17 protein-coding genes are annotated in these 14890 nt (G+C 52.7%); 9 read left to right on the plus strand and 8 right to left on the minus strand.

The genetic code is table 11. The features are described from left to right. Positions 1-158: 158 nt before the first annotated feature. The 4 genes from PMI17_RS04190 to PMI17_RS04205 are packed head-to-tail and all read right to left on the minus strand — an operon-like array spanning position 159 to position 3485. Positions 159-929 carry a 5-oxoprolinase subunit PxpA gene (locus PMI17_RS04190; protein ID WP_007886497.1) on the minus strand — a complete coding sequence of 257 codons (771 nt, stop codon included), beginning with the start codon at positions 927-929 and terminating at the stop codon, positions 159-161. A gap of 20 nt (positions 930-949) precedes the next feature. Beyond that, positions 950-1936, minus strand: coding sequence for a biotin-dependent carboxyltransferase family protein (locus tag PMI17_RS04195; RefSeq protein WP_007886499.1), 987 nt, complete (start codon positions 1934-1936; stop codon positions 950-952). Beyond that, on the minus strand, positions 1933-2643 hold the full coding sequence (pxpB, locus tag PMI17_RS04200; RefSeq protein ID WP_007886502.1) for a 5-oxoprolinase subunit PxpB: 711 nt from the start codon (positions 2641-2643) through the stop codon (positions 1933-1935). The genes PMI17_RS04195 and pxpB overlap by 4 nt, the downstream gene beginning before the upstream one ends. A gap of 2 nt (positions 2644-2645) precedes the next feature. Beyond that, on the minus strand, positions 2646-3485 hold the full coding sequence (locus PMI17_RS04205) for a transporter substrate-binding domain-containing protein (RefSeq protein WP_007886503.1): 840 nt from the start codon (positions 3483-3485) through the stop codon (positions 2646-2648). A 269-nt stretch (positions 3486-3754) separates the two neighbouring features. On the opposite strand from PMI17_RS04205, the gene PMI17_RS04210 reads away from it, so the two are divergent. Beyond that, positions 3755-4675, plus strand: a complete 921-nt coding sequence (locus PMI17_RS04210) for a DMT family transporter (RefSeq protein WP_007886504.1) — start codon at positions 3755-3757, stop codon at positions 4673-4675. Positions 4676-4725: 50 nt separating this feature from the next. On the opposite strand, the gene PMI17_RS04215 is transcribed toward PMI17_RS04210, so the two are convergent. Further along, complete coding sequence (locus PMI17_RS04215) at positions 4726-5421, minus strand: RraA family protein (RefSeq protein ID WP_007886505.1); 696 nt, start codon at positions 5419-5421, stop codon at positions 4726-4728. A gap of 839 nt (positions 5422-6260) precedes the next feature. Between PMI17_RS04215 and PMI17_RS04220 the strand changes: the two genes are divergently transcribed. Continuing rightward, positions 6261-6956 carry a family 16 glycoside hydrolase gene (locus tag PMI17_RS04220; protein ID WP_007886506.1) on the plus strand — a complete coding sequence of 232 codons (696 nt, stop codon included), beginning with the start codon at positions 6261-6263 and terminating at the stop codon, positions 6954-6956. A gap of 42 nt (positions 6957-6998) precedes the next feature. Here the strand turns inward: PMI17_RS04220 and PMI17_RS04225 are convergent, their stop codons facing one another. Next, entirely contained in the window at positions 6999-8558 is a 1560-nt protein-coding gene (locus tag PMI17_RS04225) for a carboxylesterase/lipase family protein (RefSeq protein WP_007886508.1), read from the minus strand. Between the two features lie 154 nt (positions 8559-8712). Between PMI17_RS04225 and PMI17_RS04230 the strand changes: the two genes are divergently transcribed. The 6 genes from PMI17_RS04230 (at position 8713) to grxB (ending at position 12673) form a co-directional block, all read left to right on the plus strand. Next, the gene (locus PMI17_RS04230; protein WP_007886513.1) at positions 8713-9615 is read left to right on the plus strand and encodes a LysR family transcriptional regulator; all 903 of its coding nucleotides are present in this window, start codon (positions 8713-8715) and stop codon (positions 9613-9615) included. A 98-nt stretch (positions 9616-9713) separates the two neighbouring features. Continuing rightward, positions 9714-10121: a DoxX family protein gene (locus PMI17_RS04235; protein WP_007886514.1), complete on the plus strand. Its 408-nt coding sequence runs from the start codon at positions 9714-9716 to the stop codon at positions 10119-10121. Between the two features lie 152 nt (positions 10122-10273). Further along, complete coding sequence (locus tag PMI17_RS04240; protein ID WP_007886516.1) at positions 10274-11194, plus strand: LysR family transcriptional regulator; 921 nt, start codon at positions 10274-10276, stop codon at positions 11192-11194. 122 nt (positions 11195-11316) lie between these two features. Continuing rightward, the gene (locus tag PMI17_RS04245) at positions 11317-11514 is read left to right on the plus strand and encodes a 4-oxalocrotonate tautomerase family protein (RefSeq protein WP_007886517.1); all 198 of its coding nucleotides are present in this window, start codon (positions 11317-11319) and stop codon (positions 11512-11514) included. A gap of 124 nt (positions 11515-11638) precedes the next feature. Next, complete coding sequence (locus PMI17_RS04250; protein WP_007886518.1) at positions 11639-11992, plus strand: putative quinol monooxygenase; 354 nt, start codon at positions 11639-11641, stop codon at positions 11990-11992. A gap of 33 nt (positions 11993-12025) precedes the next feature. Continuing rightward, the gene (gene grxB, locus PMI17_RS04255) at positions 12026-12673 is read left to right on the plus strand and encodes a glutaredoxin 2 (RefSeq protein ID WP_007886519.1); all 648 of its coding nucleotides are present in this window, start codon (positions 12026-12028) and stop codon (positions 12671-12673) included. A gap of 25 nt (positions 12674-12698) precedes the next feature. Here grxB and PMI17_RS04260 read toward each other — a convergent pair whose 3' ends face one another. Beyond that, the gene (locus tag PMI17_RS04260; RefSeq protein ID WP_007886520.1) at positions 12699-13592 is read right to left on the minus strand and encodes a LysR family transcriptional regulator; all 894 of its coding nucleotides are present in this window, start codon (positions 13590-13592) and stop codon (positions 12699-12701) included. A 117-nt stretch (positions 13593-13709) separates the two neighbouring features. On the opposite strand from PMI17_RS04260, the gene PMI17_RS04265 reads away from it, so the two are divergent. Further along, positions 13710-14147, plus strand: a complete 438-nt coding sequence (locus PMI17_RS04265) for a hypothetical protein (protein WP_007886521.1) — start codon at positions 13710-13712, stop codon at positions 14145-14147. A 109-nt stretch (positions 14148-14256) separates the two neighbouring features. Here the strand turns inward: PMI17_RS04265 and gfa are convergent, their stop codons facing one another. After that, positions 14257-14832 carry an S-(hydroxymethyl)glutathione synthase gene (gene gfa / locus PMI17_RS04270; protein ID WP_007886522.1) on the minus strand — a complete coding sequence of 192 codons (576 nt, stop codon included), beginning with the start codon at positions 14830-14832 and terminating at the stop codon, positions 14257-14259. Positions 14833-14890: the final 58 nt, after the last annotated feature.

Consider the following 14890-nt stretch of genomic DNA (forward strand, 5'->3'; position numbering starts at 1 on the left):
GCGCCGCCTCTCGCCGCATCCCTGCGGCTCGCCCTGGAATCCCTCACTCGCTCAGCGGGTTGGGATGTCGCCTCAACACCCGCGCTGTGACAGCAATGCGTTCTCTTGCTTCATATTCGCGGTCTGTTTTGTAGGGGCGCCATTTATGGCGACCAGGGTTATTGCGCTAACACTTCCGCGGCCGGGGCGACCTGATGGCCGTTGGCTTCGATTTCGCGGCGCACAAGGGTGGCGAGCGCCAGTGAACCGGGCGTGTCGCTGTGAACCAGAATCGAACGCGCGCGCACCCTGATCTCCTCGCCTTCAATCGTCGTGACCGTGCCGTGCTGCAAAAACTGACGCACGCGGGCGCGCAGTGCGTTCTCTTCTTTGATCACCGAACCGGCGATGCCGCGCGGCACCAGGCGACCTTGCGCGTCATAGGCGCGGTCGGCCAGGAACAGCGTGAGCGTTTTCAGGCCTGCAGCCTGCGCGGCGGCTTCGATGAGCGTATCGGGCTGGGCGAAGATGATCAGATTGCTATTGATGCGCGCCACTAATTCCATCACCTGTTTTGCCAGCGCGGCATCGCGATTGACGATGTTGCCCATCGCGGCGTGGAAGCTGAAGTGCGACACCTGCGTACCTTCTGCAACGGCAATCGCCATCAGCGCACCGAGTTGATACGCCACCTGCTGGCAAATCTCTTCGGCGCTAAACGGCAGCTCGCGACGGCCAAAACCCTGGCGATCGGGCAAGCCGGGATGCGCACCAATGCCCACGCCATGCTCTTTCGCCAGCCGCACCATGTTGGTCATGATCGCCGGATCGCCCGCGTGGAAACCGCAGGCGATATTGGCCGACGACACCACTTTCATTAGGGCGGCGTCATCGCACAGCTGATAAACGCCGAAGCCTTCGCCCATATCGGAATTCACATCAATCTTCATGGCTGGGTTCCTGTTACGGATTAAACGGTAAGGACTTTACGCAGTGGCTGGCAGCTGAGGCGCAGCCGATTCAGCCAGCGCGCAACTTCCTGTTCGATAGCGATGGCTTCGCGCGCATCGCTCTGGATCAGCTGGATCGACTGACCCGGCAGCACCTGCCCAAGTCGCCACAGATCCTGCTCGATCACCCCGGCGATCTTCGGATATCCGCCGGCGGTATTGGCATCGCTGAGCTGGATAATCGGTTCGCCACCCGGCGGCACCTGCACAATGCCGGGGATCAAACCGTAGGATCGCATCTCAACGCTTTCGGATGGGAAAATGGGATCGCCCGCCAGTCGATAGCCGGTGCGATTGCTTTGATTGGAGACTTGCCACGACTGCTGCCAGAAACGTGCGGCATCGGCGGCAAACAGCGGATATTCGCCCGACGGTATGGCGCGCAGCTGTATTTCACCGGCGCTGTTACGCGGAAACCAGCTCTGCAAGGCGCTGTCCGGCGGTTCAATACCGATGCCGCTTACCGGCAGCGGCGGTACGCGGCTTTCGCCCAGCGGCAGCCGATCGCCACGCTGAAGCGGGCGTCCATCAACACCACCGAAACCACCGCGCAGCGCGGTACTGCGCGAGCCGAGCACCAGCGGCACATCAATCCCGCCGGCGACACATACGTAGCCACGCGCGCCGCTGCGCGGGTAACGCAGCTCCAGCAGTTGCCCGGCGCGCACGCCGCAGCCCCACCATGGCGGCAGCGGCGTGCCATCCAGCGTGGCGCGACAATCGGCGCCGGTCACCGCGATGCTGCTGTCCTGCAGAAAACGCATGCGAAACGGGAACAGCTGCACTTCAAGTGCCGCCGCGTTTTCATCGTTGCCCAGCAGCAAATTACCAGCACGCAGCGCCAGCGCATCCATCGCGCCGCTCACCGATACGCCCATATGGCGGAAGTTGAAACGTCCTAAATCCTGTACCGTATTCAGCGCACCGCTCTGTTCGATCTCAATCACAGCTCAATCCTCTGCGGCAGAAAACGGATGCGATCGCCTGGCGCCATCAGCGCAGGGGATTCCGCCAGCGGGTCAAACACCGCCAGTTCGGCAAAGCCAATAGCATTCCAGCCGTTTGGACCGGTCAGCGCCGAGACGCCCGCCTGCGCGCCGCCGATGGTGACGGTGCCTTTCAGCATGCTGAGCGATGGCACTTTCTTACGCGGCGTCGCTAGCTGCGGATCTAAACCATGCAGATAGCCGAAGCCCGGCGCGCTGCCTAAGGCAAACACCGTGTATTCGCTTTGATGATGCAGACGTACCACCTCACGCGGGCTCAGACCGGTATGACGACACACGGCTTCGAGATCGGTGGCGTGTTCGCCGCCGTAATGCACGGGAATTTCAATCAGTTTGCCCTGCGGGCTGATCGCCTGCGCCTGATCCCAGGCGGCGTGCAACTGCATGCGCACGGCGGTTTCATCGGCTGGAATATGGCGGAACAGCACCAGCAGGTTGGTGACGCCGGGAATCAGCGCTTCAATCGCTTCGTCGGCATGCAGCAGGCGCGCCAGCGACCAGATGCGGCGCTGTGCCGGGAGATCGAAACCGCCCGGCGCTTCCACCAGCCACGCACGTGCACCAATGGTGGAGAGTTTGATATCAGAGGAGCAAGCCAGCGCGGGGGCGCTGGCGGGCAGGAGAGCAGAGTGCGACGTCACGGGCATGGTTATTCCAGCGGTTCAAATTTCAGACTGGAGAGCGGCTGCACGCGCTCTTCGCGCACCATTTTGTATTCGGTATTTGGTCCAATCCAGGTGTCCCAGATTTTGTCGATGGTGCCATCATCATCCATCGCCTTCAGGCTGCTGTTGACGCTGGCCAGCAGTGCCGGCTCGTCACGCTTCATGCCGACACCAATCGGCTCCAGCGCCATGGGCTCTTTAATCATCGCCAGATTGATGCCGTCTTTTTTCGCCTGCGAGATGGTTTTGATGCCGGTCATGGTGTTGGTGACGAAGCCCACTGACTTGTTCTGCTGCAGCGCGAGAAACGCGGAGGCTGAATCCTGGAAAGTCACCGCTTTGCCGCCTTTGATGTGGATCGACTGCTCAGAGGTGGTGCCTTTAGTGGCGCTGATGCGTTTCCCCTGGAAGTAGCTCAGCGGCTTATCGGCCAGCGGTGCTTTCACCAGCAGCATCTCTTTGGCGACGTAATAGGGATCGCTGAACTGAATCTGGTTGCCGCGGGTTTTGGTGTAGGCAAGGTTGGCGATCAGCACGTCGGCGCGCCCGGTGGCGATTACCGCAATGCGCGCTTCAACCGAAGTCGGCACCAGCGTCAGCTTGACGTTCATCTGCTTCGCCAGCGCGTTACACAGATCGATATCCATCCCCGCCAGCTGGCGTGTTTTTGGGTCCGGAGAGGAGAAGGGCGGGACGTCCGAATAGACCGCACACTTTAGCTCGCCGCTGGATTTGATGTTCGCCATCATGTCTGCATGCGCAGCCGAAATAGTCAGTAGCGGCAGCAGTGCCAGCCCGATGGTGGTAGATCTTTTCATGGTCATGTGAACGTCCTCAATGATGAATACCACGGCGTCACCGGGTCGGAGCGCCAGCGTTCTCGCTTTTCTGGACTATATCGGCTTTGTTTTCAGACTAAAAAGAGGGAAACCCTGTTGTGCAATAGCGAAAAAATATGACCAGCGGGGCATAAGTTCTTTCTATTCGGGCAGAGCGAAAAAGTGTTATCCAGCGCACACTTTTCTCGCCAGGCTGCACGCATGTCCTCTCGGCAGTCCCGCCGATTGCAAGTGGTAGAGAGAATAGAAACCGCATGAATGCCCGATTAGGCGTGTTACTGAAGATTTTGGCCGCGCTATGCGCCACGTTGATGCTGGCGTGCGTGAAGGGGCTGAACGGTGCGATTCCCACCGGCGAAGTGATTTTTTTCCGCAGTTTTATCGCCCTGTTTCCGCTGTTGATATGGCTAAAAGTGCAGGGCAACGTGCTGGAAAACCTTAAAACGCGCAACCTGTTTGGCCACTTCATTCGTGGTTTTTCCGGCACCGGCGGCATGTATTTTAACTATCTGGCGCTGGTGTACATCTCGCTGGCCGATGCGACGGCGCTGAGCTACGCGGCACCGCTGTTTACCGTCATTTTGGCGGCGATGCTGCTTAAAGAGCGGGTGCGGATGTCGCGCTGGGTAGCGGTGGTGGTGGGGTTATCCGGCATTTTGATTATGCTTTCCTCCAGTCTGAACGCCAGCGGCGCGCTATTTTCCAGCCAGGCCAGCAACGCGACGACCAGCCTCGGCGTGGCGTTTGCGTTGATTGCGGCGCTCTGTTCGGCGACCTCGAACGTGCAAATCCGCTTTCTTAACGGCATCGAGAAGCCGGGCGCGATTGTGTTCTATTTCTCGCTGATGACCACCCTTATCGGCCTGGCAACTGCGCTGTTTGGCTGGACCCAACCCAACGCGTTGCAGCTGTTACTGCTGGTGGGCTGCGGCTTGTTTGGCGGCCTGGCGCAGATTTTAGTGACGCTAAGCCTGCGTTACGCCGATGCCTCGCTGCTGGCGCCGTTCGATTACACCACGCTGGTGTGGTCGATGCTGATTGGGTATCTGTTTCTGCATAGTTTGCCGGGCAGCACCACCTTACTGGGGGCATCAGTTGTGGCGCTGGCCGGCATTTTCGCGGTGTGGCGTGAGAATCGACAGCGTAAACTGGCGATGGTGAGCAGTACGCCTTAGCAAGGTGCGCAGGAATGCGCACCCTACAACGGTGAAACATGGACATTGCGTTAACGAAACACATCATCAATGATTTCAACCTGCTTGCTGCGCAGCGTCTCATCCAGCCAGCTGCGCTCCAGCGAGCCGGTTTTTGCCAGCTCGAAGTTGCGTTCATCAACAATCAAATAGGCCTGTGCCGCTTCGAGAATACGCGCCGCATCCTGGCGTGGAATGACAATCACGCCATCCGCATCGCCCAACACGATATCGCCCGGTGAGACGTGGATTTTGCCGCAGGCAATCGGCACATTGATTTCACCCGGGCCATCCTTAAATGGGCCGCCCGGCGTGTGACCGGCGGCGTACAGGGGGAAGTCCATGCGCGACAAACCGTCGATATCACGTACCGGCCCATCCAGCACAATGCCTTCCATGCCGCGCTGTTTGGCGTAAGTCGCCATCACTTCGCCCATCAAAGACTGACTGCGATCGCCTTCGTTCGACAGGATGATCACATCGTTACGGCCCGCCATGTCTAACGCTTTATGTAGCATCAGGTTGTCGCCAGAGCGGGCTTTGACCGTAACGGCCAGGCCGCACATTATCGGCTGGCGCGGCGCGGTTTTCAGGCTGATCTCCGACGACAACGCGGGCAAGCGGCTCATGCAATCGGCTACCACCGCAGCCGGTAAACAGCGAAAGGCTTCCAGCAGCGGTTCGGCATCGGCCGGACGACGTAAATAGATTCGGTTTCCTGCGCTCATCGTTATTTTCCTGTAAGGGATGTTTTGATAATCGGATAGTGATATTTAATCGTTAATTAAATGGGTGAAAATAATTGTTTTATTTTATGGCGTTGTAAGCCGTTAGGTTGATCATCGTGCGATCAAGGTCATGTCCTTAATAATCAGGTGGATGCTGGCGTATATTTTTAAAGCTTACGCGATTGCGCGGGAGTTACGTATCGGATGTTACGGTTAACGGAAACAGGATCACGAAATAATATTGTGCTGTTATTTAACTCGCTGATAATTAATTTTATTGGATTTTATTATGGGGGGATAAATTTAAATTATTAGCTGGCGGGAGCTCTATTGGCATGTATCAGTGCAGGATCATTTTGAGAGATGAAAGCACATGGGTTGGGATTCACAAAAGAGGAACAGCAAAACCCAGCCATAAGCTGGATTTCTAAATGTTGGTGCCGGACGCGGAATTGAACCACGGATACGGTGATTTTCAATTCTCATGTATAGATTTAAGGATTGATTTTGTCATGGAAAATTATGTAGTTAACGGGCGTTGACGGAGTTATGCAGATGTACACCCGAACTAATTTCGGATGTGCTTGATGAAAAAAGTTCCCGTAATTTCCACCAAAGGTGGAGAACGCAAATGAACGCAAGCCATTAAGCTGGCGGGTACCAGTCTCAGAACGTATCTGAACGCTGGCGACCAATGCTACCACCTACTGAAAGATCTGAGTAATGTCATTCTAAACAAACTGTATATTCTGTTAATGCCCTATAGATATTTATTATTTTTACTATCGCCTTTATCGTAAATTTGCATAAACGCGATTTAATTTTTAAGGCGCTCATACATGTTTAAAAAAAGTGGATTATTAACGGTTGGCTGCATGATGGCTTTCAGCGCAGACGCCAGTACAGCATTAACTTTACCCGCTAAGGATTTCAACCTAATCGGTGTCACTTTGGAAGAAGGCAATTTTAAAGGAAGTGAAGCCTTACGCATGTCGATGCCTTCTCGTCAGTGGCAGGACCCTGATAAAGAGACGCTAACCGATCGCAATTTTATGGCGTGGCTACCGATTAACTTCCATAGCGGCATCATTGAAGTCGATCTTGCCAGTACGCTGGCGGCAGGAGCGCCGGGCTACGCAAGGGGTTTTGCGGGCGTATCATTTCGCATTCAGCCAGATGGCAGCTTCGAAAACATCTACCTACGTCCAACTAATAGTCAGTCGCAGGATCAAGTACGTCGTAATCACAGCGTTCAATATTTTGCTTATCCAAATTTTCGATTCGACAGGCTGCGTAAAGAAGCGCCTGAGCGTTATGAGACCTACGCGGACATTAAGCTCAATGAATGGACTCATGTGAAAATCGTAGTTTCAAGTCAGCATGCCACGCTGTATTTGAATAATAATCCAACACCGGCCTTCATGGTCAGCGATCTTAAATTGGGTAGCAAAGCTTTGGGCGGTGTCGGTATTTGGATTGAGTCAGGTACCAATGTCTGGTTCAAAAATTTAAAAATCACGGCAGAGAGCAAATAATAAAAAAGCGGCTCGTAATGGGCCGCCGAACATGGAATTTAATTATCGCTGACGCTGTAATCGTTGGTTAATGAACACCACATCATCACGGTCTACAACCGGCTGCATTTTTCTTTCTACAGCAATATGCATCTCTTGCGGCGAGGCGGGATCATATTTTTGCCATGGCTGGTTTTCAGACGGTACATTCGGATTACCATGCTTAATAAAATTAATCCACGCCGCCTGCATTTCATTGGCAATATTCTTCGCCTCTTCATTCCAGGTATCAGCATCGATAAGATTATTAAAAATAAACTTTAGCTCCGAGCCATGAATAACGCCCAATCCAGTCGTAGCGAGATCCGGATCGACATAATCGAAGTGATAGACATAGACTTCGCGATGACGTGCCAGCGCATCGGCATACAGATAAACACCACTGCGCAGTAATCCCAGCGTAATGAGCTGGTTCATGCGCGCGGCAGCGCTGTATTCCATGTTGACCGGAAAACGTTGCAAAACCTCAGCGGCATTGTCACCAAAGGCACTCTCGATGAGTGATACATAGTGCTGTTCAGTTGCCTCTGCGGGTACGAAAAGACTCCCTTCATCGGTATTAAACCCTGCAAGCAACCTGACCGGGTTTATCTCACCTTTTGCGACAGTTTCCATGGGGTCTGCATGATAAACGTGTCCGTCAGGCACGGGCCAGAAGCCGGCGACTTGCGGTGGCTGCAGAGTAGATTGTGCTGATACGGCCAGCAGTTTATAGACAGGCAGTTCCCTTAAAGCGGCCAGACCTTTTGCATCATCCTTCAATCCCAACTTATCAAAAAAATGCGCTGCCTTATCGTGGGCCTGTGCAAGAGAGAGAGCATTTTCTGGTGCAACCGCCGTGGCGTTAGGCAGGCTTCCGCTTTGCATAATCGCCTGATCAAATAAGCCCCTGGCAAGCGGAGAAACAATCAGCGTACTGACCGCGTAAGAGCCAGCGGATTCTCCACCCACCGTGACGCGCGAGGGATCACCACCAAATGCCCGGATATTTTCCTGTACCCATTTGAGAGCAGCAACCATATCGAGCAGTCCCCAGTTGCCCGTGGTGCCATGTTCTTCATACGCAGCAGCCGAGGGCAGAAAGCCTAACGTGCCCAGACGGTAGTTCAGAGTGACAACCACGATACCCTGCAGCGCCAGATGTTTTCCTTCGTAAAGCGGTTGAGAGCCGCTTCCCAGAACGTAGCCGCCACCGTGAATGAAAACGTAAACCGGAAGCGCCGCTGTGCTGCTGGCCTCCGGGCTCCAGATATTCAGATACAGACAGTCTTCGGAGAAATTACCCTTACCATCCTGATAGCTCATCGGCCCAAACTGCGTCGCATCCTTGACGCCTTTCCAGGGTTGAGCCGGAACGGGAGGTGCAAAACGGCGCTTTCCTACAGGCGGCTGCGCATAAGGAATGCCACGATAAATATTTACGCCGTCGTACGAGCTGCCGCGCAGCTTACCCAGTGGTAAGTCAACTTCATGTGGAATTTCGTCTGGCCATTGCGGGGCACTGACTGGCGCCAGAAAATCTGACAACCAGCGGTTTAGGCCCGTTAGCTTATTACCTTCCATCGTATTAACCTCAGTATGAAGAAAGCTCAATGCTGGATTGGAGCGTGAATGCTTCACACCTTAGATTTGGAACAAAATGAAATAAATGACAAATTCATACATGCTTTATATATGATTTGTTTTTAATGAAGGGTAACGATAAACCCGAGGGGTTATGGAAAGAATTGAATGTGACCGCATGTTCATCGCGGTAATGGAAACCGGTAGTTTTACGGCGGCAGCGCAACGGCTTGATGTCAGCCATGGACAGGCATCAAAATTGATCTCACGTCTTGAGCGTGAACTGGGTGTGACGTTGCTGCGGCGCAGCACCCGTTCGTTGACGCCTACCGAAGTGGGTCGCGCTTATTACGAACAGATCCGTCAGCTCATCGCCAACTATGATGCCCTCAATGACTCGGTCCGAAACTCCTCGAATACCCCTTCAGGCATATTGCGTATTTCAGCGCCGGTGACCTTCGGCACACTGCAAATGCCGGATTTGTTGATCGAGTTCGCGCATCGCTATCCTGATATCGAACTCGACGTGCGTTTTGCTGACCGCCTGGTAAACGTTATCGATGAAGGATTTGATCTGGCCTTACGTATTGGCAAGTTGGATGACAGCAGCTTAATTGCCAGAAGACTCTGTGATATCAGGATTGTCCTTGTCGCTTCGCCTGACTACCTCTCTGCACGGGGAACGCCCAGCCATTGGGAGCAACTCACTGAACATGACTGCGTAGTGGACACGAATTTTCGAGAACCTTACCTGTGGCCATTTATTGATGAAAATCAGCAGCTCATCACGCAGGCAGTGAATGGCAGAATGAAATTTTCCAATGCAGAAGTGTGTTTAAATGCCGCCATTGCAGGGTTAGGCATATCCCGTCTGCCTGGGTTTGTGGTCAGCGAGGCATTGAAAACGGGTAAGCTTCAGACCGTACTTCCCTCGTCGGAAGCCCCGCCAATGGGGCTATATGCCGTCTATCCGCCGGCAAAATATATTGCGCATAAATCCCGTGCACTCATCGATTTCCTGGTTGAAGCCTTTGCCGGAACACCGCGGTGGGAATAATTTCCGTTTTGGAAATAAAGTCACCTTTTTTAACCGGATAATCTCCATAAAGGAATAAGTGTAGAGTTCTCTCATCAATTTAATGAGAGGAAAACACCATGTTCGATACCCGTACAACACCTTATGCAGCTCTGGTTATGCGCCTGTCTTTAGGCATCCTTTTTCTTGCGCACTTCGGGCTGAAGTTTTTTGTCTTCACACCGGCAGGTACCGCTAAATTCTTTGCATCGCTGGGTTTGCCGGGTGGTCTGGCTTACCTCACCATGGCAGTAGAGTTAATTGGCGCGATTGCACTGATTCTGGGTATCTACACCCGTATTGTTGCTGTGGTGCTGATCCCGGTTTTACTGGGCGCCATTGTCACTGTGCATGGACCTGCAGGCTTCTTCTTTACTAACCCGAATGGTGGCTGGGAATTTCCTGCATTCTGGATTGTGGGTCTGATTGTTCTGGCATTGACCGGCGACGGCAAGTTTGCCCTCAAACCTACCACAGTAAAAAAATAAGATTGCTAAAGATGGCGAACAGATTGTTCGCCATCTTCATATTTTCCGCATCGAACTCGTTTCCCTTCCATCTGATTGATCCCTCACGTGCGCTGTTTTGCGTTTAGAGTTTACGCTAAAGTAACCCTCTGATTTTCATCCAGGCGCTCACGATGCCAACAGTGATTTCTACCGAATCTTTCAGCAGTATCGTCCACTTTGTGACGGCGGCTAACGCCAGTAGCTTTACCGAAGCTGCTGAACAGTTGGGCGTGTCGAAATCGGCCATTGGTAAAAGTATTCAGCGACTTGAGCATAATCTCGGCATTCCACTGTTTCATCGCACTACACGTAAAATCAGCCTGACCACGGAAGGCGAAGCGTATCTGGCAAGCTGCCAGAGTGCGCTGGAAACCCTGCAAATGGCCGAGATGGCGCTGCGTTCAAAGCTAACGGAACCCACTGGCACAGTGAGGATTGATTTACCAGCCGCCTTTGGCCGCTCGGTGATGATGCCGGTACTGATGGACATGACTAAGCGCTATCCGCATCTGAAGCTAACCATCACGTTTAACGATCGCATCATTGATCCGCTGGATATTGGTTTTGACCTCGCCATCCGCTTTGGTCCAGTTAAAGACACCACCGACCTCATCGCGCGTAAGCTGAACGACCAGCATTTGATTATCTGCGCGTCACCTGCCTATATTTCGACGTACGGAAAACCTGAGACACTGACCGAATTGGCCGATCACCGCTGTATTCTGGCCTGGCGCGGTGGCGCGCCGCTTAGCTGGCTCATCCGTGACGAGAGCGGCAGGGACATCAGACTTAAACCCACACCTTTTCATCAAATCAGTGATGGCGATGCCATGATCGATGCCTGTATTGCCGGGGCCGGTTTGATTCAGTTTCCTGAAGCGCTTTTGCGACCCCATATCCAGGCTGGAAAACTGGTACCACTGCTTGCCGCCTGCAATCCAGCGCCCACCGAGCTAAATGTTATATGGCCCCGCGCCCGTCATTTACTCCCCGGCGTACGTTTTATCATTGATGAGTTGATCGAATTAGCGGCACAAAAAGCATTCGAGTGATTGTAGATATCAGTTCTACACTCTGTCCCCTTTGAGCCTGTTTATCCACTTCAGCTATCAGCGTAGGATTTCTTCATCGTCAGGTTGTCTGACAGTTCGTCCACTCATGAAGGGGTTCTACCATGCCAGTAGTTAATATCCAGATGTTCGATGGTCGTGATGATGCTAAACCTGCTATCGCTAAAGCAGTGACTGAAGCTATTGCCACCCACGCTAAAGTTGACCCGCAGTATGTCTATGTCATTTTCAACGATGTAACCACCAGCAACTGGGCCATCTCAGGGGAGATTTTTGCTGAGACGCTGAAAAAGTCGAGCTGACCCGCAGCGCACCTCCGTCAGATTCGCCGTTATGCCCCAGCGCATAACGGCATATTCCTCTTGCGGGGAGTCTCTCCCTCTCTTCTTTGCACGTTCGCCTGCTCCCACAGTTCTGGAGATTACGATGAAAAATGAAATTACCTGCGTGTTTAACCTGGCCGTCAATGACGGACAATTTCCTGCGTTTAAAGCATTGGTATCGCGCGTAGTCGAAGCCACCAGTAAAGAACCCGGCACGCTGAGTTACGTCTACAGCGTCAGCGACGATCAGAAAACAGCGCACATCGTTGAGCGTTATCGTCAGCAAGACCTGGTGAGCCATGTTGATCACACATTCGCACCTTTCGCTGAAACCTTTCTCTCCTTAGTCACTATCACTGGCCTGACGGTTTACGGCGAACCCGATGATGAAATTCGTAAGCGCTTAGATCCCTTTGGTGCCGTGTATATGACGCCTTTTGATGGATTTACCCGTTAATTTTGTAGATTAAAGACGATAAAAGACTCCGCTATGAAACTTTATGTGTACGATCACTGCCCATTCTGCGTGCGATCACGCATGATTTTTGGCCTGAAAGATGTTGCGTGCGAGATCATTACGCTGCCGAATGATGACGAAGCAACACCAACACGTCTTATCGGCAAAAAAATGCTGCCGGTTTTGGTCACTGAAAGCAATAAAGCGATTGGTGAAAGCCTGGACATCGTCAAGTACATTGATGAGACCTACGGTTCGGCGGTGGTGACGGTGCCTGACAATTCAGCTATCGAAGCCTGGATGGAAGAGGCGACAGGACTGATTTATCCGCTGGCGATTCCGCGCTGGGCAAGCGCTGATTTTGAAGAATTTCGTCAGGATAGTGCGAGACACTATTTTGTCAGTAAGAAAGAAGCCGTTTTCGGTCCCTTCGCTCGTTTGATGGAACAAACCGACAGCCTGGTGACGGAGATAAATGCCAAACTCGAGGTTCTTGAGCGGTTGATCTCGCAGCAAGAGCGGGATAGCGAGCATTTCTCGTTGACGGATATCCGTCTTTTCCCACTGCTGCGCTCGTTATCCATTGTTAAAGGGATAAAGTGGCCAGCCGGGGTAGATGAATGGCGCAGAGAGATGGCCGTAAAATCCCATGTTAATCTCAATGACGACATCGCTATCTGAGCCGATGTTGACGGGCGGCAGAGAGTTAAAGCCGCCCGGAACCAAACTGGTCTGAGGCAAAATCAAGGAAGCTGCGTACCTTCGGCGTCAGGCGGCGATCGGGGGCATGGAGAATATGCAAAGGACGCGTGGGAATGTTAAACGCGCCTAATACCTGCACCAGGCTGCCTCCGTCAATCAGAGGTTTAACCAGTTCAGCCGGCTGTAGCGCTACGCCCTGTCCAGCGCGGGCAGCATTAATGAGCGCTTCTCCGCTGTCCAGCATCAACCTTCCTTCGACGGCAACACGTAGCATCCCTTCAGCGCTTTCAAACTCCCAATGTGATCTCAATGAGGTATGGCTGAAAATCAGGCACTCATGTTGGCTCAGATCGCTGGGATGAACCAATGGCGGCGCATCATCCAGGTAAGCTTGTGAAGCACAGGCAATCAGCTGGTAAGGGTGTAATGCGCGAGCGACCAAACCACTGTCCGGCAGATGCCCAACCCGAAAAACGATGTCAAAACCTTCATCAATCAGGTCTACCATTCTATTTGCCAGCATCAGTTCAACCGTAACGTCTGGGTTCTGCCTGAGGTATATCGGAAGTAAGGGGGCAAGCGCATGAACGCCGAAGGTGACCGGAGCGTTGATGCGGATGCGGCCTCGCGGTGTCGCTCGCGTCTCTGCTGCAAAGGATTCTGCCGCTTCAAGTTCAGCGAGAATAATTTTTGCCCGCTCATAGAAGTCGCGACCCGCTTCAGTCACGCTGTGCTGTCGGGTGGTGCGGTTTATCAGGCGAACACCCAGATGTTGTTCAAGGAAGGAAACGTTTTTTCCAACCAGCTGTGGCGACATATCCAGCGCCTCAGCGGCGGCGGTAAATGAGCCCAGTTCTACGGAGCGCGTAAAAACCGTCATACTGGTAAGACGATCCATTAGAAACACCTTGTTGTAGATGAGCCAATAAGTGGCATTTATGATGTCATCTATTTTTAACGCGTTCAACGTCAGACGGACGCTTCAAGACCTCCTTTAACAGCTTGAGGGTGTGAAATGATTAACGCTGAATTTTCCCTATTACGTGAAAGCACACATTTTTTCTGGCCCGAATCAGGCAAAAGAATTGATATAGCGAGAGGACTGGATTACATCCTATCCGGAATAACTGCGCAGACATCGCTTACCGCCTGGCACCTTGAAATGATGATTTATCGCACCGAGGAGATTATTGAATCCGATTCGACAATCACCCCGATCCATGGTGAGGCAATCAGTCAAGATCCGTTGTTAAAGGCCGTATGTGCGAGCTATTTAGACGGTGCATCTTTAGCCACACCCGAGCATATTGAGGACGCTTTCAATAGACTGGCGGATGATATTTCCTACCATCCACTCTCTTTATCGGAAGAGGCGCTGCAAGTGCTCGCAGGATTTGTGTTTGTTCGCGAGATAACCCATCACCTCGGCATCATGGCGATTCATTCTGCATGATTTCAGGCACAAAAAAGCCGGTTACTGCAAGGCGAGTAACCGGCAAAGCGTCATTGCCTATCATTGTTTTAGTGAATAAAGTTACTGACAGACACACACTACGAGACGATTATTCCTGCCAGGTTCCAGCCTGTTTGGCGCTGTGAGCGGCCAGCATGTCCATCAGTTCTGGTGACAGACAATCGTATGGCGTCAACGCCAGGTCAGATAAGCGCTCACGGACGTCGGCCATTTTAGAAACAGGCGCGCCGCTTTCAATAATCGACGAAACGAACGCTGCAAACCCTGGCGCAGACCAGCCTTCGGCATCAGACAGTTCAGTGTGAACAAAATCCAGACCATAAAAAGCATGTTGCGCGTTCTCAATGCGGCCATACATGTGGACACCACAGTGAGTACAGGCATGACGTCTGATCAGGGCATTTTCATCAACGACTTTCAATTTATCTGCGTTTGCAATGACAGAAACGTTGTCTTTGGGAACAACTGCAACCAGTGAGAATAGTGCACCTGAAGGTTTCCAGCATTTCGTACAACCACAGGCGTGGTTAAACATTGTCTGGCTATCGAGCTTTACTTCAACCCGATTCTCCGTGCAGTGGCAACGCAACACGCCACCAGAAAAATGCTCATGTGCAGCTTTGATGCCGGCGTCTACCGCTGGATGTATTTTCTGAACGTTCATGAATTAATCCTTGATTAAACAGGTGCGACAAGCGCGCCGCACCCGATGCGTTGAGAGA

It is taken from the genome of Pantoea sp. GM01, from assembly GCF_000282675.1.
In the GTDB taxonomy this organism is placed as follows: domain Bacteria; phylum Pseudomonadota; class Gammaproteobacteria; order Enterobacterales; family Enterobacteriaceae; genus Pantoea; species Pantoea nemavictus.

Bases quoted from the DNA above. Each gene is read 5' to 3' on its own strand.
- PMI17_RS04190 (WP_007886497.1), bottom strand. From the start codon at position 929: ATGAAGATTGATGTGAATTCCGATATGGGCGAAGGCTTCGGCGTTTAT.
- pxpB (WP_007886502.1), bottom strand. From the start codon at position 2,643: ATGCCCGTGACGTCGCACTCTGCTCTCCTGCCCGCCAGCGCCCCCGCG.
- PMI17_RS04205 (WP_007886503.1), bottom strand. From the start codon at position 3,485: ATGACCATGAAAAGATCTACCACCATCGGGCTGGCACTGCTGCCGCTA.
- PMI17_RS04210 (WP_007886504.1), top strand. From the start codon at position 3,755: ATGAATGCCCGATTAGGCGTGTTACTGAAGATTTTGGCCGCGCTATGC.
- PMI17_RS04215 (WP_007886505.1), bottom strand. From the start codon at position 5,421: ATGAGCGCAGGAAACCGAATCTATTTACGTCGTCCGGCCGATGCCGAA.
- PMI17_RS04220 (WP_007886506.1), top strand. From the start codon at position 6,261: ATGTTTAAAAAAAGTGGATTATTAACGGTTGGCTGCATGATGGCTTTC.
- PMI17_RS04225 (WP_007886508.1), bottom strand. From the start codon at position 8,558: ATGGAAGGTAATAAGCTAACGGGCCTAAACCGCTGGTTGTCAGATTTT.
- PMI17_RS04230 (WP_007886513.1), top strand. From the start codon at position 8,713: ATGGAAAGAATTGAATGTGACCGCATGTTCATCGCGGTAATGGAAACC.
- PMI17_RS04235 (WP_007886514.1), top strand. From the start codon at position 9,714: ATGTTCGATACCCGTACAACACCTTATGCAGCTCTGGTTATGCGCCTG.
- PMI17_RS04240 (WP_007886516.1), top strand. From the start codon at position 10,274: ATGCCAACAGTGATTTCTACCGAATCTTTCAGCAGTATCGTCCACTTT.
- PMI17_RS04245 (WP_007886517.1), top strand. From the start codon at position 11,317: ATGCCAGTAGTTAATATCCAGATGTTCGATGGTCGTGATGATGCTAAA.
- PMI17_RS04250 (WP_007886518.1), top strand. From the start codon at position 11,639: ATGAAAAATGAAATTACCTGCGTGTTTAACCTGGCCGTCAATGACGGA.
- grxB (WP_007886519.1), top strand. From the start codon at position 12,026: ATGAAACTTTATGTGTACGATCACTGCCCATTCTGCGTGCGATCACGC.
- PMI17_RS04260 (WP_007886520.1), bottom strand. From the start codon at position 13,592: ATGGATCGTCTTACCAGTATGACGGTTTTTACGCGCTCCGTAGAACTG.
- PMI17_RS04265 (WP_007886521.1), top strand. From the start codon at position 13,710: ATGATTAACGCTGAATTTTCCCTATTACGTGAAAGCACACATTTTTTC.
- gfa (WP_007886522.1), bottom strand. From the start codon at position 14,832: ATGAACGTTCAGAAAATACATCCAGCGGTAGACGCCGGCATCAAAGCT.